At 70.9% G+C, this 14510-nt stretch carries 13 protein-coding genes; 12 read left to right on the forward strand and 1 reads right to left on the reverse strand.

Annotated features, from left to right (window positions below; translation table 11 throughout):
• Positions 1 to 5 precede the first annotated feature (5 nt).
• On the forward strand, positions 6 to 1445 hold the full coding sequence (locus tag ACYVKI_RS01975; protein ID WP_460688665.1) for an FAD-dependent oxidoreductase: 1440 nt from the start codon (positions 6 to 8) through the stop codon (positions 1443 to 1445).
• Positions 1446 to 1555: 110 nt separating this feature from the next.
• Here the strand turns inward: ACYVKI_RS01975 and ACYVKI_RS01980 are convergent, their stop codons facing one another.
• Entirely contained in the window at positions 1556 to 3016 is a 1461-nt protein-coding gene (locus ACYVKI_RS01980) for a glutamyl-tRNA reductase (RefSeq protein WP_460688666.1), read from the reverse strand.
• A gap of 49 nt (positions 3017 to 3065) precedes the next feature.
• Here ACYVKI_RS01980 and hemE point away from each other — a divergent pair, with 49 nt between their 5' ends.
• From hemE to hemB, 11 genes are all read left to right on the forward strand, one after another.
• The gene (hemE, locus tag ACYVKI_RS01985) at positions 3066 to 4271 is read left to right on the forward strand and encodes a uroporphyrinogen decarboxylase (protein WP_460688667.1); all 1206 of its coding nucleotides are present in this window, start codon (positions 3066 to 3068) and stop codon (positions 4269 to 4271) included.
• Positions 4268 to 5677, forward strand: a complete 1410-nt coding sequence (hemG, locus tag ACYVKI_RS01990) for a protoporphyrinogen oxidase (RefSeq protein WP_460688668.1) — start codon at positions 4268 to 4270, stop codon at positions 5675 to 5677. The genes hemE and hemG overlap by 4 nt, the downstream gene beginning before the upstream one ends.
• Before the next feature lie 115 nt (positions 5678 to 5792).
• Positions 5793 to 6548 (forward strand): hydrogen peroxide-dependent heme synthase, encoded by a 756-nt coding sequence (gene hemQ, locus ACYVKI_RS01995; RefSeq protein ID WP_460688669.1) that lies wholly within the window; start codon positions 5793 to 5795, stop codon positions 6546 to 6548.
• 88 nt (positions 6549 to 6636) lie between these two features.
• Entirely contained in the window at positions 6637 to 7812 is a 1176-nt protein-coding gene (locus ACYVKI_RS02000; protein WP_460689381.1) for a ferrochelatase, read from the forward strand.
• On the forward strand, positions 7812 to 8846 hold the full coding sequence (gene hemC / locus ACYVKI_RS02005; protein WP_460688670.1) for a hydroxymethylbilane synthase: 1035 nt from the start codon (positions 7812 to 7814) through the stop codon (positions 8844 to 8846). The genes ACYVKI_RS02000 and hemC overlap by 1 nt, the downstream gene beginning before the upstream one ends.
• A 145-nt stretch (positions 8847 to 8991) precedes the next feature.
• The gene (locus ACYVKI_RS02010; RefSeq protein WP_460688671.1) at positions 8992 to 9705 is read left to right on the forward strand and encodes an ABC transporter ATP-binding protein; all 714 of its coding nucleotides are present in this window, start codon (positions 8992 to 8994) and stop codon (positions 9703 to 9705) included.
• A complete protein-coding gene (locus ACYVKI_RS02015; protein ID WP_460688672.1) occupies positions 9702 to 11006 on the forward strand; it encodes an FtsX-like permease family protein in 1305 nt (434 codons plus the stop codon). Before ACYVKI_RS02010 ends, ACYVKI_RS02015 begins: the two co-directional genes overlap by 4 nt.
• Positions 11007 to 11115: 109 nt before the next feature.
• A complete protein-coding gene (locus ACYVKI_RS02020; RefSeq protein WP_460688673.1) occupies positions 11116 to 11877 on the forward strand; it encodes a uroporphyrinogen-III synthase in 762 nt (253 codons plus the stop codon).
• A gap of 127 nt (positions 11878 to 12004) precedes the next feature.
• The gene (locus ACYVKI_RS02025) at positions 12005 to 12709 is read left to right on the forward strand and encodes a hypothetical protein (RefSeq protein WP_460688674.1); all 705 of its coding nucleotides are present in this window, start codon (positions 12005 to 12007) and stop codon (positions 12707 to 12709) included.
• Positions 12706 to 13359, forward strand: a complete 654-nt coding sequence (locus ACYVKI_RS02030) for an OmpA/MotB family protein (RefSeq protein WP_460688675.1) — start codon at positions 12706 to 12708, stop codon at positions 13357 to 13359. The genes ACYVKI_RS02025 and ACYVKI_RS02030 overlap by 4 nt, the downstream gene beginning before the upstream one ends.
• A 137-nt stretch (positions 13360 to 13496) precedes the next feature.
• The gene (gene hemB, locus ACYVKI_RS02035; protein ID WP_460688676.1) at positions 13497 to 14480 is read left to right on the forward strand and encodes a porphobilinogen synthase; all 984 of its coding nucleotides are present in this window, start codon (positions 13497 to 13499) and stop codon (positions 14478 to 14480) included.
• Positions 14481 to 14510 lie beyond the last annotated feature (30 nt).

Consider the following 14510-nt stretch of genomic DNA (forward strand, 5'->3'; position numbering starts at 1 on the left):
GAACTATGACCACTGACATCACGCATCGTGTCGCCGTCGTCGGCGCCGGCCCGGCCGGCGTCTATGCGGCGGACATCATCGCCCGTTCGGAGCATGGCGAGCAGATCGCCATCGACCTCTTCGACCGCTACCCGGCGCCCTTCGGGCTGATCCGCTACGGGGTGGCCCCGGACCATCCGCGGATCAAGGGGATCATCAAGGCCCTGCACAAGGTGATGGACCGCGGGGGGATCCGCTTCGTCGGGAACGTGGACTACGGCACCGACATCACGCTGGAGGAGCTGCAGCGGCACTACGACGCTGTCATCTTCGCCACGGGTGCGATCGACGACGCCGCGCTGAACATCGAGGGCATCGACCTGGAGGGCTCCTTCGGCGCGGCCGACTTCGTCTCCTGGTACGACGGGCACCCGGACTACCCGCGGGAATGGCCGCTGGAGGCGAAGGAGATCGCGGTGATCGGCAACGGCAACGTGGCGCTCGACGTGGCTCGGGTGCTCTCCAAGCATGCCGATGACCTGCTGACCACGGAGATCCCGGACAACGTCTACCGGAGGCTGAAGTCCTCGCCCGTGACCGATGTGCACGTCTTCGGCCGCCGCGGCCCGGCACAGGTGAAATTCACTCCGCTGGAGCTGCGCGAGCTGGCCCACAGCCATGACGTGGACATCGTGCTGCACCCGGAGGATTTCGAGTTCGACGCCGCCTCGGACGAGGCGATCAAGTCGAACAACCAGGTCAAGACCATGGTCAACACGCTCACCAACTGGCTGGTCGAGCAGGAGGAGCGCGACGAGGACCCGGAGCACCAGCCGGCTTCGAGGCGGCTTCACCTGCACTTCCTGCAGTCCCCGGTGGAGATCGTGTCCGGCGAGGGCGAGCGGGCCGGGACGGTGGACGGCATCCGCATGGAGCGTCAGGAGCTCGACGGCACCGGCAACGTCCGCGGCACCGGAGAGATCCTGGAGTATCCGGTGCAGGCGGTCTACCGTGCTGTGGGCTACTTCGGCTCCCCGCTGGCGGACATTCCCTTCGACGCCGACCGTGGTGTGATTCCGCATGAGGCCGGGCGCGTGCTCGGTGAGGACGGGACGCCGCTGCCCGGGGTCTACGCCACCGGATGGATCAAGCGCGGGCCGGTCGGGCTCATCGGGCACACCAAGGGCGACGCGCTGGAGACCATCGGCTGCCTGTTGGAGGACCTGCCCTCATTGCCCGGCCGGGCTGCGCGCGGGGAGGATGAGGCCGACGTCGTCGAGCTGCTGGAGTCCCGCGGGGTGGAGGTCACCTCCTGGGAGGGCTGGCTGCAGCTGGATGCGCATGAGCGCCTGCTGGGGGAGGAGTACGGCGAGCTGCCGGACGGCTCCACCCGGGAGCGGGTCAAGGTCGTGGAGCGTGAGGAGATGGTCGGCGTCTCCCGGCAGGGCAGCGCCGTCCGCGTCTGATCAGGTCCGGCCCCGGCGTTGAGCTGGTGCGTTTCCGCCCGAATGGGTTGCTTCGAGCGGCCATTCCGGCGGAAACGCACCAGCTCAATCTGTTCTTGGGCGGGCGTCGGTCAGGACGCCTGGGCCTGGGCCAGCCGCTGGGCGACCTCCAGGCGCTCCACGGCGAACTCGCCGGGGCGGTGATGCGGGCAGAAGCCGCCGTCGGGGACCTTCTGCAGGTGGCTGGCCATCTGCGCCAGCTCGGCGGGGCTGAACTCCTCGGCACGACGGCGCTTGGCCGGCTGGGCGCGTTCGGGCCTGTCCCGCGGCTCCACCTCGAGGCCGAACACGTCCTCCAAGGCCTTGACGTAGTCCTCAGTGCGGCCTTCGGCGGCCAGCTCCCGGGCACGGACAGTGGGGGTGTGCAGCAGCTTGCGGACGATCCGCCGCACGGCGAACTCGACCTCCTCGGCCGCGGCGGTGCAGCCGTGCTGCTTCCGGACCTTCTCCATCTCCCCGTCCAGCACGGACTGCGTGTGCCGGCGCAGCGCCACGATGGCGTCGTCGGCGGTACGCTGCTGGCGCTCGGTGAGGTACTCCTGCACGGAGGCCTGCACGACTTCGTGAGCCTGCTCGAGCGAGTCCTCGGTCTCGGACGGGGCGGCCATCTTGACCGATTCCAGGGTGATGAGCTCGACGCCGGGCAGGTCGGTCACGTCCGGGGTGAAGTCATGGGAGAGCGCCAGGTCGATGACGGTCAGGTCCTTGCCTCGGCCGTCCGGGCCGAACCCGGCCAGCGACTCGATCTCCCGGGCGGTGATCTGCCGGTTCCCGCCGGAGCAGCCGATGATGAGGTCGGCGGCGGCGAAGGCCTCCGAGAGGTCCTCCATCCTCAGCGCGCGGGCGGCGGCCCCGCGTTCGGCGACGAACTGCTCGGCCCGTCCGGATCCGGAGAACACGGCGATGTCCTTCACGCCGCGCTCCTGCAGCTGAGCCAGGGAGGTGCCGGCATAGGCGCCGGTGCCGATCAGCACCACCGAGGCGCCGCGGTAGAAGGAGGCACCGTCACCGCGCATGTCCCCGGCGATGTCCAGGGCGACTGAGACGATGGACCGGCCCCGGGATCCCAGGGCGGTGCGGGTGCCGACGTCCTTGGCGGTGCGGGTGGCGGTCTCGAACAGGCGGGTCAGCGTGCCGGAGACGGTCCCGGCGTTCTGCGCGTCGGCCAGGGACTTGCGCACCTGCCCGGCGATCTCCCGCTCGCCGACGACGGCGGAGTCCAGGCCCGCACCGACCTCGAAGAGGTGGCTGACGGCGTCGTCCTCCACCAGGGTGCGGAACGTGGAGGCGATGGTCTGGCGGTCGACGCCGGAGGTCTCGGCCACCGCGTCGATGAGCTGCTCGCGGCTGGTCTCGACGGCGTCGGGTTCGTCCGAGGGAGACTCGGCGTAGATCTCCAGACGGTTGCAGGTCGCCAGCGTCACGGCAGGCACATTGACAGAACCGGCCACTTCGGCCGCTCCTGAGCTGAGGATGCCGACGGTCTCGAGATCGAGGTCGGCGTGAGTTGCCACCAGGGAGAACAGAGTCACGACAGGTCCAATTCTACAACGCGTCGTAGAAAGAGGCAGAATTGAGGGCATGTCATCTGAAACATTCGCCAGCATGGCCGCCTCCTCGCCGCTGACCGCACCGGTGCGGACGGACGAGGTCCGCCGCGCCCACGCCCGCCGCAACTCCGGCGCCGCCCCGGCCACGCTGCCCGCTGACCACCCGCTGATCAGCGGCGTCACCACGGACTCGCCACTGCTGGTGGAGTACCGCGGCGGCCGTGACGCCGCCGGGAACCCGGCCCGCCCGTCCCGTCGCCCGGTGTGGTTCATGCGGCAGGCCGGACGCTCGCTGCCGGAGTATCGGAAGCTGCGCGAGGGCACCTCCATGCTCGACGCCTGCCTCGATCCCGAGATGGCGGCGGAGATCACCCTCCAGCCGGTGCGCCGGCACGACGTCGACGCAGCGATCTTCTTTTCCGACATCGTCATCCCGCTGCGGCTGGCTGGCATCGATGTCGAGATCGTCCCCAACGTGGGCCCGGTGCTCGGCAGCCCGGTGCGCACCCGCGCCGACGTCGAGGCGCTGCCCACGCTCGACGACGACGCCTTCGCGCCCATCACCGAGGCGGTGCGCCGGACCGTGGAGCAGCTGGGCTCCACCCCGCTGATCGGCTTCGCCGGGGCGCCGTTCACCCTGGCGGCCTACATGGTGGAGGGCCGGCCCTCCCGGGACCACCTGGGCCCGCGCACCATGATGCACGCCGACCCCGAGACCTGGGACGCCCTGGCCTCCTGGGCCGCCGACGTCTCCGGCCGTTTCATGCGCGCCCAGCTGATGGCCGGCGCCTCCGCGGCGCAGCTCTTCGACTCCTGGGCCGGCTCGCTGGGCCGCGACGACTATGCCGCCCATGTGCAGAAGCACTCTGCGGCGGCGTTCTCCCATGTCGCCGGACTCGGGGCTCCGCTGGTGCACTTCGGCACTGGCACCGGCGAGATCCTGGATCTGATGAAGCAGGCCGGGGCCGACATCGTCGGGGTCGACTACCGGGTGAACCTGGCCGAGGCGACGCGTCGTCTCGGGGCCGAGACTCCGCTGCAGGGGAACATCGACCCGGCGCTGCTCACCGCGGACTGGGAGGTCTTGGAAGCCCATGTGCGTGAGGTCGTCGCCGCCGGCAACGGTGCGGCCGGGCATGTGCTCAACCTGGGCCACGGGGTGCCGCCGAACACCGACCCGGAGGTCCTGACCCGGGTGGTCTCGCTGATCCACGAGATCGGCCCCGCGCAGCCATGAGCCGGCGGGTCGCCGTCGTCGGCGGAGGCATCGCCGGTCTGGTGGCCGCCTGGGACCTCGCACGCGGCGGCTGTGAGGTGACCCTCCACGAGGCCGCTCCTCGGCTCGGGGGCGCCATCGGCACGCACCGGCTGGGCGGTGTCGAGGTGGACTCCGGCGCGGAGGCCTTCGCCACCCGTTCCACCGCGGTGCCCCGACTGGTGGAGGAGCTGGGTCTGCAGGAGAAGGTGATCGCCCCCGATGCCGCGGGAGCCTGGCTGCAGCTTCCTGATCTGGCCGCACCGCTTCCGGCCACCGGAATCCTGGGCATTCCTGCGGACCCGCTGGCCGCGGACGTGGTGCGAATCCTCGGGGCTGAGGCCGCGGCGCGGGCCGCCGACGATCTCGAGGCTCCGGTGGAGCCCTGGCGGGGACGTGAGGACGTCACCGTGGGGGAGCTGGTGCTGGACCGGATGGGTCCGGCAGTGCTTGAGCGGCTGGTCACCCCCATCGTCTCGGGGGTGCATTCGGCCCGTCCCGATCAGCTCGACATCGGCAACGCCGCCCCGGGGCTCCTCGAGGCGATGTTGCGCCAGGGGTCCCTGGCCCGCGGGGTCGCCGCGATCAAGGCCCAGGCTCCGGCCGGCGCGGCGGTGAACTCGCTGCACGGCGGGCTCGCCACGCTGATCCATGCACTGGAGGCCCAGCTGCGGGCCCTGGGCGTGCAGATCCTGCTGGGGGAGCAGGTCACGGACCTTCCGTCGCTGCTGGCGGAGCAGGACCGTGTCGTACTGGCGGTGGACGCGCCCACTGCCGCCCGGCTGCTGGAGCCGGTGGCCCCGCAGGCGGCCGCTCAGCAGGAGGCCGGGCTGCATGACGGCGGCGCCTCTCCGGAGGTCGATCCGGCCCGCCGGGGACGTGGTGTCGCCCTGGTCTCTCTGCTGGTGGACGCCCCGGAGCTGGATGCTCGGCCCCGCGGCACGGGGATGCTGGTGGCCCCCGGTGTGGAGGGGGTGGGTGCGAAGGCGATGACCCATGTCTCCTCGAAGTGGTTCTGGGTGGCTGAGGCTCTGGGGCCTGGCCGTCACCTGGTGCGGCTCTCCTATGGGCGGATCACCGATGTTTCCGGATCTGCTGCGCTGGGGCTGCATTCCCCCGAGGAGCAGCTGCTGGCCGCAGCCCGGGCGGATGTCGCGGCACTCTTCGGGCTGCCCGGCCTGCGGGACCGGGTGCTGGAGGCCGATGTGGTGCGCTGGGAGAAGGCGCTGCCGCAGGCCTCGGCGGGGCATGCGCGGCGGATCCGCGCACTGCGCGAGCAGCTGGCCGACTCGGCGGTGAGCGTGGTGGGCAGCTGGTTCTCCGGAACGGGTCTGGCCCGGGTGGTCCCCGACGCGCGGCGGACGGCGGCCGAGATCCTCGCCACATGAGGGGGGCGGCGACTTTGCGGAGCCCCGAAATTTCTACAGAATGTAGAAGGACGATCCGGCGTCGTGTCGTTCCCTCCCGATAGGCTGGGACGGCGTCGAGAAGCAGGAGGAATGCATGAGCTACGGCCGCAACGCCCAGAGGACCCCGGAAGAGGTCAACTCCTCGGGGAAGGACTGGTACACCCTGTACACGGTCTTCGCCCGCACGGACAGCTCCGATTCGGTCGTCCGTGCGCCCGAGGGGCCCGCCGACCAGGCTGCCGACCAGGCCTCCGACCTGGCCGAGGAGTTCGACGCCGTCGTCGCCGGCCTGGACGAGGACGAGGTCATCCTCCGCGGGGTCTATGACGTCTCCGGGATGCGGGCTGACGCCGATGTGATGACCTGGCTGACCGGCCACTCGGCCGAGGCGCTGCAGGCGGCACTGCGCCGACTGCACCGCACGGCGCTGCTGGGTCCGGCGCGCATCGTGTTCTCCGCCATGGGCGTGCACCGCACCGCCGAGTTCGCGCGCAGCCATGTGCCGGCCTTCGCTCGTGGTGTCGAAGCCGAGGACTGGCTGGTCGTCTACCCGTTCAACCGGTCCTACGACTGGTACCTGATGGACCCGAAGAAGCGCGGTGCCCTGCTGCGTGAGCACGGCATGCTCGGCCAGGAGTTCCCCTCCGTGCTGGCCAACACCACCAGCGCCTTCGCGCTGAACGACTGGGAGTGGCTGCTCGCCCTGGAGTCGCCCCAGCTGACCGACCTCGTGGACATGATGCGACGTCTGCGGGAGTCGGAGACCCGATACCACGTCCGAGATGAGACCCCCTTCTACACCGGACGTCGCCTCCCCACCACCCCCGAGATCGCAGAGGTGCTGCGCTGACATGAGCTCCACGACCCACGACGCCGGCCACGACGCCGGCCACGACGCCGGCCACGACACCGGACAGGGCTTCGATGCCGAAGGCGTCATGGCGCCCAAGCAGTACGACGCCGTGCTGCTCGCCTCTTTCGGGGGCCCCGAGGGCCAGGACGACGTCATCCCCTTCCTGCGCAACGTCACCCGCGGCCGGGGGATCCCGGATGAGCGCCTCGAGGAGGTCGCCACCCATTACCGGGCCAACGGCGGGGTCAGTCCGATCAATGAGCAGAACCGGGCGCTGAAGGCCGCGTTGGAGGCCGAGCTCGCCGCGCGCGAGGTCGACCTGCCGGTCTACTGGGGCAACCGCAACTGGGCCCCCTACGTGCCCGAGACCCTCCAGCAGATCCACGACGCCGGCCACCGTCGGGTGCTGACGGTGACCACCTCGGCGTACTCCTGCTATTCCTCCTGCCGCCAGTACCGCGAGGACCTCGGGGAGGCGCTGCGGGAGACCGGGCTGGAGGGGCACCTCGAGGTGGACAAGGTTCGCCAGTACTTCGACCACCCCGGCTTCGTGAAGTCCTTCCTGCCGGGGCTGCGGTCAGGCCTGGAACAGATGCAGGCCGCCGCCGGGGCCGACGGCACGGTCCACGTGCTCTTCGCCACCCACTCCATTCCGAACTCCGACGCCGCCGCGGCCGGTCCGCGCCCGCTGGCCGCACAGCTGACCGAGCAGGCCGGCGCTGAGCCGGGGGAGGCCCATGGCGCCGACGTCTACTCCGCCCAGCACCTGGCCGTGGCCGAGCTGCTCATGGAGATGGCCCCCGAGGCCCAGGGCGTCGACTGGTCTCTGGTGTACCAGTCTCGGTCCGGTCCCCCCTCGGTGCCGTGGCTGGAGCCTGACATCAACGACGCGATGGAGACCCTCGCCAAGGAGCAGGGCGTCACCGCCGTCGTCGTGGTGCCGCTGGGCTTCGTCTCGGACCACATGGAGGTGCTCTGGGACCTCGACACCGAGGCGAAGGAGACCGCCGAGGAGCTCGGACTGGCCTTCGTGCGCACCCCGACCCCAGGCACCCACCAGGAGTTCGTGGGCGGTCTGGTGGACATGATCGCCGAGCGGCTTGCCCAGGTGGAGGAGCGTCCCGCACGGGAGGGCCTGACGGACTTCGGACCCTGGTATGACGTCTGCCGGCCCAACTGCTGCGTGAAGGTCATGCTGGACGGTACGGAGAAGCCGACGGTGGCGGCCGTCGACTCTGAAGTCGGCGTGCCGCAGGGCTGATGGGGGACTCCAGCATCTTCCGCGTCGGCACCCGCGGCAGCCGGCTCGCACGGACCCAGACCACCACGGTGGCCGAGGCGCTCACCGCTGTCTCCGGGAGGGGCCATGAGCTGATCACCGTGCGCACCGACGGCGACATCCTCACCGGTCCGTTGGCGCAGATGGGCGGCACGGGGGTCTTCGCCTCCGCTCTGCGGCAGGCGCTGTTCGACCGTACCTGTGACGTCGCGGTCCACTCGTTGAAGGATCTGCCGGCCAAAGATCTCGACGGACTGTGCATCGCCGCGGTCCCGGCGCGTGAGGACGTCCGCGATGCCCTGTGCTCCGCCGGAGACCTGCCGCTGGCCCAGCTGCCCGAAGGCGCCTCGGTGGGCACCGGCTCCCCGCGGCGCGCCGCCCAGCTGCTCGTCGCCCGCCCGGACCTGCGTGTGGTGGACATCCGAGGCAACGTGGGCACCCGCTTGGCGCGGGTGAAGGGCCGCGAGGACGCCGCCGAGGTCTCCACCCAGGCGCCCGACGCCGCCCGCGGCGACCTGGACGCCGTCGTGCTGGCCGGTGCCGGACTGCGCCGGCTGGGGCTGCAGCATCACATCTCCGAGCTGCTGGAGCCCGACGTCATGCTGCCGGCGCCCGGTCAGGGAGCCCTGGCGGTCGAGGTCCGCACCGAGGACGCCACTGCAGGCGCCCCGCTGGGGGATGCGCTTCGCGAGTATGACGACGTCGCCGCCCGCCTGGAGACCACCGCCGAGCGTGCTCTGCTGGCCCGGCTCAACGCCGGCTGCTCGGCCCCGATCGGCGGGCTCGCTCGCTTCTCCGAGGGCAGCTCCTCGGAGGACACCGGCGGTCCGGCGGTGCTGCGGCTGGACACCATGGTCTGCGCCCCGGACGGGTCCTCCGTCCAGCGCGCCCGGGCTGAGGTGACCGTCCGCCGCGGGACAGGGTCCTTGCAGGCGGCGGTCGATCTGGGCACCCAGGTGGCCGAGCAGCTGCTCGCTGAGGACACCGGGCTGCTGGCCCACGTCATCGATACCTGAGCCATCGACACCAGAGCCATCGACACCTGAGCCATCGACGCCTGAGCCAGCGCCCGCACCGAGGACGGCCTCATCCTGCAGGATGAGACCAGGATCAGCCTGTGCTCCGATGTGTGGACGTGCCCCGGCGGCGGATGCTGGAGGCATGATCACCGATGCCCCGCCTGTGCTGCAGGCCCACTCGCTCTCGAAGACCTACGATTCCGCTCAGGCGCTCGTCGACGCCGGCCTGAGCGTCCACCCGGGAGAGTCCGTGGCCATCATGGGCCCCTCCGGCTCCGGGAAGACCACCCTGATGCACGTCCTCTCCGGCATCATCCAGCCGGACACCGGGGAGGTGCTCGTCACCCTGTCGCCCGGTCAGCCGCCGGTGAACCTCTCCACCCGTACCGCCGAGCAGCGGGCCCGGCTGCGCCGTGAGCACATCGGATTCGTCTTCCAGGACGGCCTGCTGCTGCCCGAGCTGACCGCCCTGGAGAACGTGGCGATCGCCCGCATGGTCGCCGGGATCCCACGGGCCCAGGCCCAGCAGGAGGCCGCCGGCTGGCTGGCGGCCCTGGGGCTGGCCGGCTATGAGCAGCGCCGCCCCGGCCAGCTCTCCGGAGGCCAGGCCCAGCGGGTCGCCATCGCCCGAGCCCAGGTGTCCGGCCCCGCCGTCGTCTTCGCCGATGAGCCCACCGGCGCCCTGGATTCGGCGACCTCCGCGGCGGTGCTGGACGCGCTGCTGGACTCCACGGTCTCCCGGGGCGCCCCGCTGGTGGTGGTCACCCATGACGCCACCGTCGCCTCCCGCTGCTCCCGGCTCATCCGCCTGCAGGACGGGCGAGTGGTCCACGACTCCGCGCAGGTGGCCGCATGAACCGCCTCTTCCTCTCCCGGCTCTTCTCCCAGCCGCAGGTGTGGGGGCTGCCCGTGGCGGCGTTCGCGATCACCAGCGGCATCGCCTACATGGTGATCGGCGGTGCCGGGTGGTTCTTCCGGATCGAGGGTGAACTGGCCGGGCTGTACCTGATGCTGGCCGCCGTCGCCCTGGTGCTGCTGGCGGTGCCGATGGTGCTGCTCATGGCCTCCTCGGCACGGCTGATGGCCCGCCGGCGCGACGAACGGCTCTCCAGCCTGCGGCTGCTCGGCGCCTCGAGCCGTCAGCTGCGCGGACTCGCGCTGACCGAGGCCGCGATGCTGGCCGCCGTCGGCGTGACGCTCGGTGCACTGCTCTACCTGGCTCTGATGCCGCTGGTGGGCCTGATTCCCTTCGCCGGGGCCCGCATGGGCACCCAGGGTCTCTGGATGGGACCGGTCGCCCTGGCAGTCGCCGCGGCAACGCTGCTGAGCGTCGCTGTGGCCAGTGCGGCGGTCGGCATGCGTCGTATCGAGATCACCCCGCTGGGGGTGCGCACCCGCGCCCTGCCGGCCCGTGTCCACTGGATACGGCTGCTGCTCGCCGCCGCAGGGGTGGTGCTGGCACAGGTGTTCGCCCAGGTGATCGGGTTCGGTTCCCTGGCGGTGGTGCTGACGATGATCCTGGCGGTCATCGCCGTGCCGCTGGTGGCGGTGCACCTGCTCGGCCCCTGGGTGCTGAAGATCGTGGCCCAGTGGCAGCTGGGCCGGGCGCGCACCGCCGAGCAGCTGATCGCCGCGCGCAGCGTGCTGGAGTCCCCGCAGCAGATATGGCAGCAGATCGGTGGGATCGCGATCACCACCTATGTGGGGGTCATCGCCGGGGCCGGGATGGGTCTGGCGTCCTTGGCCGGCGGAGCTCCGATGGCCGCCGAGGAGCTGACCCTGCTGGGCGACATCCAGCGCGGCGTCCTGCTCACCCTGGGGGTCTCCTTCGTGATGACCGCCTGCGCAGTGGGCATCAGCCAGACCGCCCACGTGCTGGACCGCCGGGACCTGTACTCCTCGCTGGCGAAGATGGGCCTGGAGCTCTCCCAGCTCTCCGCGATCCGTCGGCTGGCGGTGATGCGCTCGCTGATCGCCGTGGTGGTCATCGCTGTGGTGGCCGCCGCGCTGAGCGCTCTGCCGCTGCTGGGCGCGGCGGTGCTGCTGGCCCCGGCGTCCGCCGCGACTGTGGCGGCCGTGCTGGTCACCGGGGTGCTGGTGGTGCTGCTCGGTGTGGTGGCCAGCCGGCCGACGCTGCGCCGGGTCACCGCCCTGTGACCACGGTGCGATGACGGCGTGTGGTGATGACGACGCACTGGGCCGTGTCGCGCCGATGCGACTAAGCTCGGGGAGGTCCCATCCGCTCCATCCGACGTCAGGAGCCGCTGTGCGCATCATCCTCACCCGATGGCCTGACCAGGCCGGTCGTCTGGAGGAGGGGCTGCAGGCCGCAGGGGTCGACGTCGGTTTCCTCCCGCTGACCCGGCAGCGGCTCCCCACTGATCTGACCCCGCTGCGTGACGCCGTGGGGCGGCTGACGGCCGGTCAGTTCGACTGGCTGCTGCTGACATCCGGCACCACGGTCTGGGCGCTGCAGCAGGCCGGGTGGGACGGGACCGTGCCCTCCGTCACCCGAATCGGGGTCACCGGGGCCGGGACCGCGCGGTCGCTGCCTCCGGCTGTGCGCGACCGGGTCTGGATGCCGCAGCGAGAGGCCAGCGCGGCCGGGATCCTCACCGAACTGCCGGAGCCCGCTTCGGGTGAGCGGATCCTGCTGCCCCAGTCCGCCCAGGCCCGATCCCAGCTGGTGGAGGGCCTCCGGGCCGCCGGCTGGGAGGTCACCCACACCACCGCCTATGAGACCGTCAGACGCGTGCACGCCGGCGCACTGCCGCCGTCGGGGCTCACCGGGGAGGAGGCCGTCGACGTCGTCGACACCGGTGATCTCAGCACCTCGGACACGGTGCTGATCACCAGCTCCACGGCGGCACGGGCCTGGTCGCAGCTGCGGCTCGCCGACGGAGTGAGACCTCGGCTGCTCGCCATCGGCCGGCCCACCGCCCAGGCACTGCGGGAGCTGGAGCTCCCTGCCCGGACACTTGACGACGTGACCGCCGGTGCCGTGATGCGGGCGCTGCGGAGGCCCTGATCGGCCGGAACGGACCCCGCAGAGCCATTCGGCGCCGTGCTCGGGGAGCAGCCTGATGCGGATGCACGGTTGACCGGCCCTTGGTAGCGTGTGATGTCCCGCACGCGATGGCGAGAGGTGAGGGGATATGACATCACGACGCACCACAGCTGCGCTGTCCACAGCCTGCATCTCAGCGTTGCTGCTGAGCTCCTGCGGCCTGTTGGACGACGAAGCTCCAGAGGATCAGGACCCGCATCCGGCGGACTCTGCGGCCGATGACCAGCACGCCGAGGCGGGTGCCGACGGCCCGGAGGGTGACGATGCCGACGGCGACGCTGACGAGGACACCGATCGGCCAGCAGGTGCGCGCGAGATCGTCCAGGCTCAGGACGGCAGCCGGGCCGTCCCGCCGGAGGAGGCCCTTGCCTCCATCGAGTACGAGCTCGGCGGGGACGACTCGGTGATCGTGAGCGTGGCGACGCTGGAGGAGACCGACGAGTTCCTGCTGATGGAGCTCTACTACTGGCCGCAGCTGGAGGATGAGGGCGACTCGATGAGCATCCACGACATGCTCGGCGACCAGGCGTCGAACTCTCCGGGCCCGCTGCCCCGGATCTACGACCGCGAGAACCTGAAGGTGTACCGAGCCTTCCACCACAACAGCACGACGGCACATATAGGCATGCCCACAGCCTCCGACGGCGAGGCGATCTATTGGTGGGGCTTCTACCCGCTGATCGAGGATGACGTCGACTCGCTGGACATCCGGTTCGCTCGGGAGAGGCCGCACCTGCAGGACGTGTCGTTCCAGGGCGGGGCAGGCACTGACGAGGAGCCCGAGGAGGGATGAGGACTCGTATGAGGACTCGGCGGAAGGCGCGGACCACGATCCCGGCTGCAGTCTGCGCCTCGGGCCTGATGGTGATGGTCCCAGCGGCCCCGGCGCTTGCCGATGACATCCAGGAGCGCAATGCCTGGGATGAGGTCGAGCAGGGCGAGTGGGACGCCGCAGACGCCTCCGGCCACGTGGAGCGGCTGGACCCGGGCGGTCACATCAACCGCCTCGACCCGGACGGCCACATCAGGCGCCTGGACCCGGACGGGCACATCGACACCCTGGACGACACCCGCGAGGAGGGCGGGGAGACCATCATCTCTCTGGCCACCGACGTGCTCTTCGACGTCAACGAATGGGACGTCTCCGAGGCCGCCGCGGAGCGCATCGGAGAGCTCATCGATGACGTGCCGGAGGAGGCCGAGGTCTCGGTGACCGGCCACACTGATTCCCGCCCGCCGGGGGACCACGTCGACTTCGACAATCAGGAGCTCTCCGAGAATCGCGCGGCAGCGGTCGCGGAGGTCATCGAAGAGGTGCGCCCGGACCTGGAGCTCGAGGTCTCCGGCGTCGCCGACGAGGACCCCGCGGTGGATGAGGACGAGGAGGCCCCGGAGACCTTCGCGGCGAACCGGCGGGTGGAGATCGCCTTCTCCACAGGGTGAAGACGTCGCGGCGGCCGCGACGCCGGTGAGTCGCCCACGGCGAACCTGGAGTCCACGGATCGCGCAGCGTGCCCGGATCACTAGAATGAGGGAGGCGCCGGTGACGGCGTCGCCCGCTCGACCTCAGGAGAGCCCGCGTGAGTTTCCCCGCCCGCCGTCCGCGGCGCCTGCGCCGCACCCCCGCCCTGCGCCGTCTCGTGGCCGAGACCCGGCTGCACCCGGCCGACCTGATCCTTCCGGTGTTCGTCCGCGAGGGGTTCACCGAGCCCAGCCCGATCAGCTCCATGCCTGGGGTCGTGCAGCACACCGAGGCCACGCTGCTGGAGGCCGCCGAGGAGGCCCGCGAGCTGGGCCTGGGCGGGATCATGCTCTTCGGGATCCCCGCCGTCCGTGACGCCTCCGGCACAGCCTCTCTGGACCCGGAAGGCATCCTGAACCGCAGCATCCGGGCGGTGAAAGAGCGTGTGGGGGAGGAACTGCCGGTGATGAGCGACCTCTGCCTGGACGAATTCACCGACCACGGCCACTGCGGCGTGCTCACCGCCGAGGGTGCGGTCGACAACGACGCGACGCTGGAGATCTACGCGCAGATGGGTGTCGCCCAGGCCGAGGCGGGTGCCGACGTCGTCGCCCCTTCGGGGATGATGGACGGCCAGGTGGCGGTGATCCGCCAGGCGCTGGATGAGGCCGGCCACCAGGACGTGCCGATCCTTGCCTATTCGGCCAAGTACGCCTCCGCGTTCTACGGTCCCTTCCGCGAGGCGGTGGATTCCCAGCTCTCCGGGGACCGGCGCACCTACCAGATGGACGCGCCCAACCGGACCGAGGCGCTGCGTGAGGCCGAGCTGGACATCACCGAAGGCGCGGACATGATCATGGTCAAGCCCGCCACCGCCTACCTGGACATCCTGGCCGACGTCGCCGAGATCAGCGCTGTGCCCGTGTCGGCCTATCAGGTCAGCGGCGAGTACGCGATGATCGAGGCCGCTGCCGCGCAGGGTTGGGTGGACCGCCGGGCCGTGATCCTGGAGTCCATCACCGCGATCCGCCGCGCCGGCGCCACGAACGTGCTGACCTACCACGCCGCTGAGATCGGCCGCTGGCTGCGCGAGAACTCCTGACCTGTAGACCCCGTGATGCGAGAGGACCCT

Source organism: Nesterenkonia suensis (assembly GCF_054782935.1).

What these genes read in the sequence shown, in the direction of transcription:
- ACYVKI_RS01975 (WP_460688665.1), top strand. Translation starts at nt 6, where the DNA reads ATGACCACTGACATCACGCATCGTGTCGCCGTCGTCGGCGCCGGCCCG.
- hemE (WP_460688667.1), top strand. Translation starts at nt 3,066, where the DNA reads ATGTCATCTGAAACATTCGCCAGCATGGCCGCCTCCTCGCCGCTGACC.
- hemG (WP_460688668.1), top strand. Translation starts at nt 4,268, where the DNA reads ATGAGCCGGCGGGTCGCCGTCGTCGGCGGAGGCATCGCCGGTCTGGTG.
- hemQ (WP_460688669.1), top strand. Translation starts at nt 5,793, where the DNA reads ATGAGCTACGGCCGCAACGCCCAGAGGACCCCGGAAGAGGTCAACTCC.
- ACYVKI_RS02000 (WP_460689381.1), top strand. Translation starts at nt 6,637, where the DNA reads ATGGCGCCCAAGCAGTACGACGCCGTGCTGCTCGCCTCTTTCGGGGGC.
- hemC (WP_460688670.1), top strand. Translation starts at nt 7,812, where the DNA reads ATGGGGGACTCCAGCATCTTCCGCGTCGGCACCCGCGGCAGCCGGCTC.
- ACYVKI_RS02010 (WP_460688671.1), top strand. Translation starts at nt 8,992, where the DNA reads ATGATCACCGATGCCCCGCCTGTGCTGCAGGCCCACTCGCTCTCGAAG.
- ACYVKI_RS02015 (WP_460688672.1), top strand. Translation starts at nt 9,702, where the DNA reads ATGAACCGCCTCTTCCTCTCCCGGCTCTTCTCCCAGCCGCAGGTGTGG.
- ACYVKI_RS02025 (WP_460688674.1), top strand. Translation starts at nt 12,005, where the DNA reads ATGACATCACGACGCACCACAGCTGCGCTGTCCACAGCCTGCATCTCA.
- ACYVKI_RS02030 (WP_460688675.1), top strand. Translation starts at nt 12,706, where the DNA reads ATGAGGACTCGTATGAGGACTCGGCGGAAGGCGCGGACCACGATCCCG.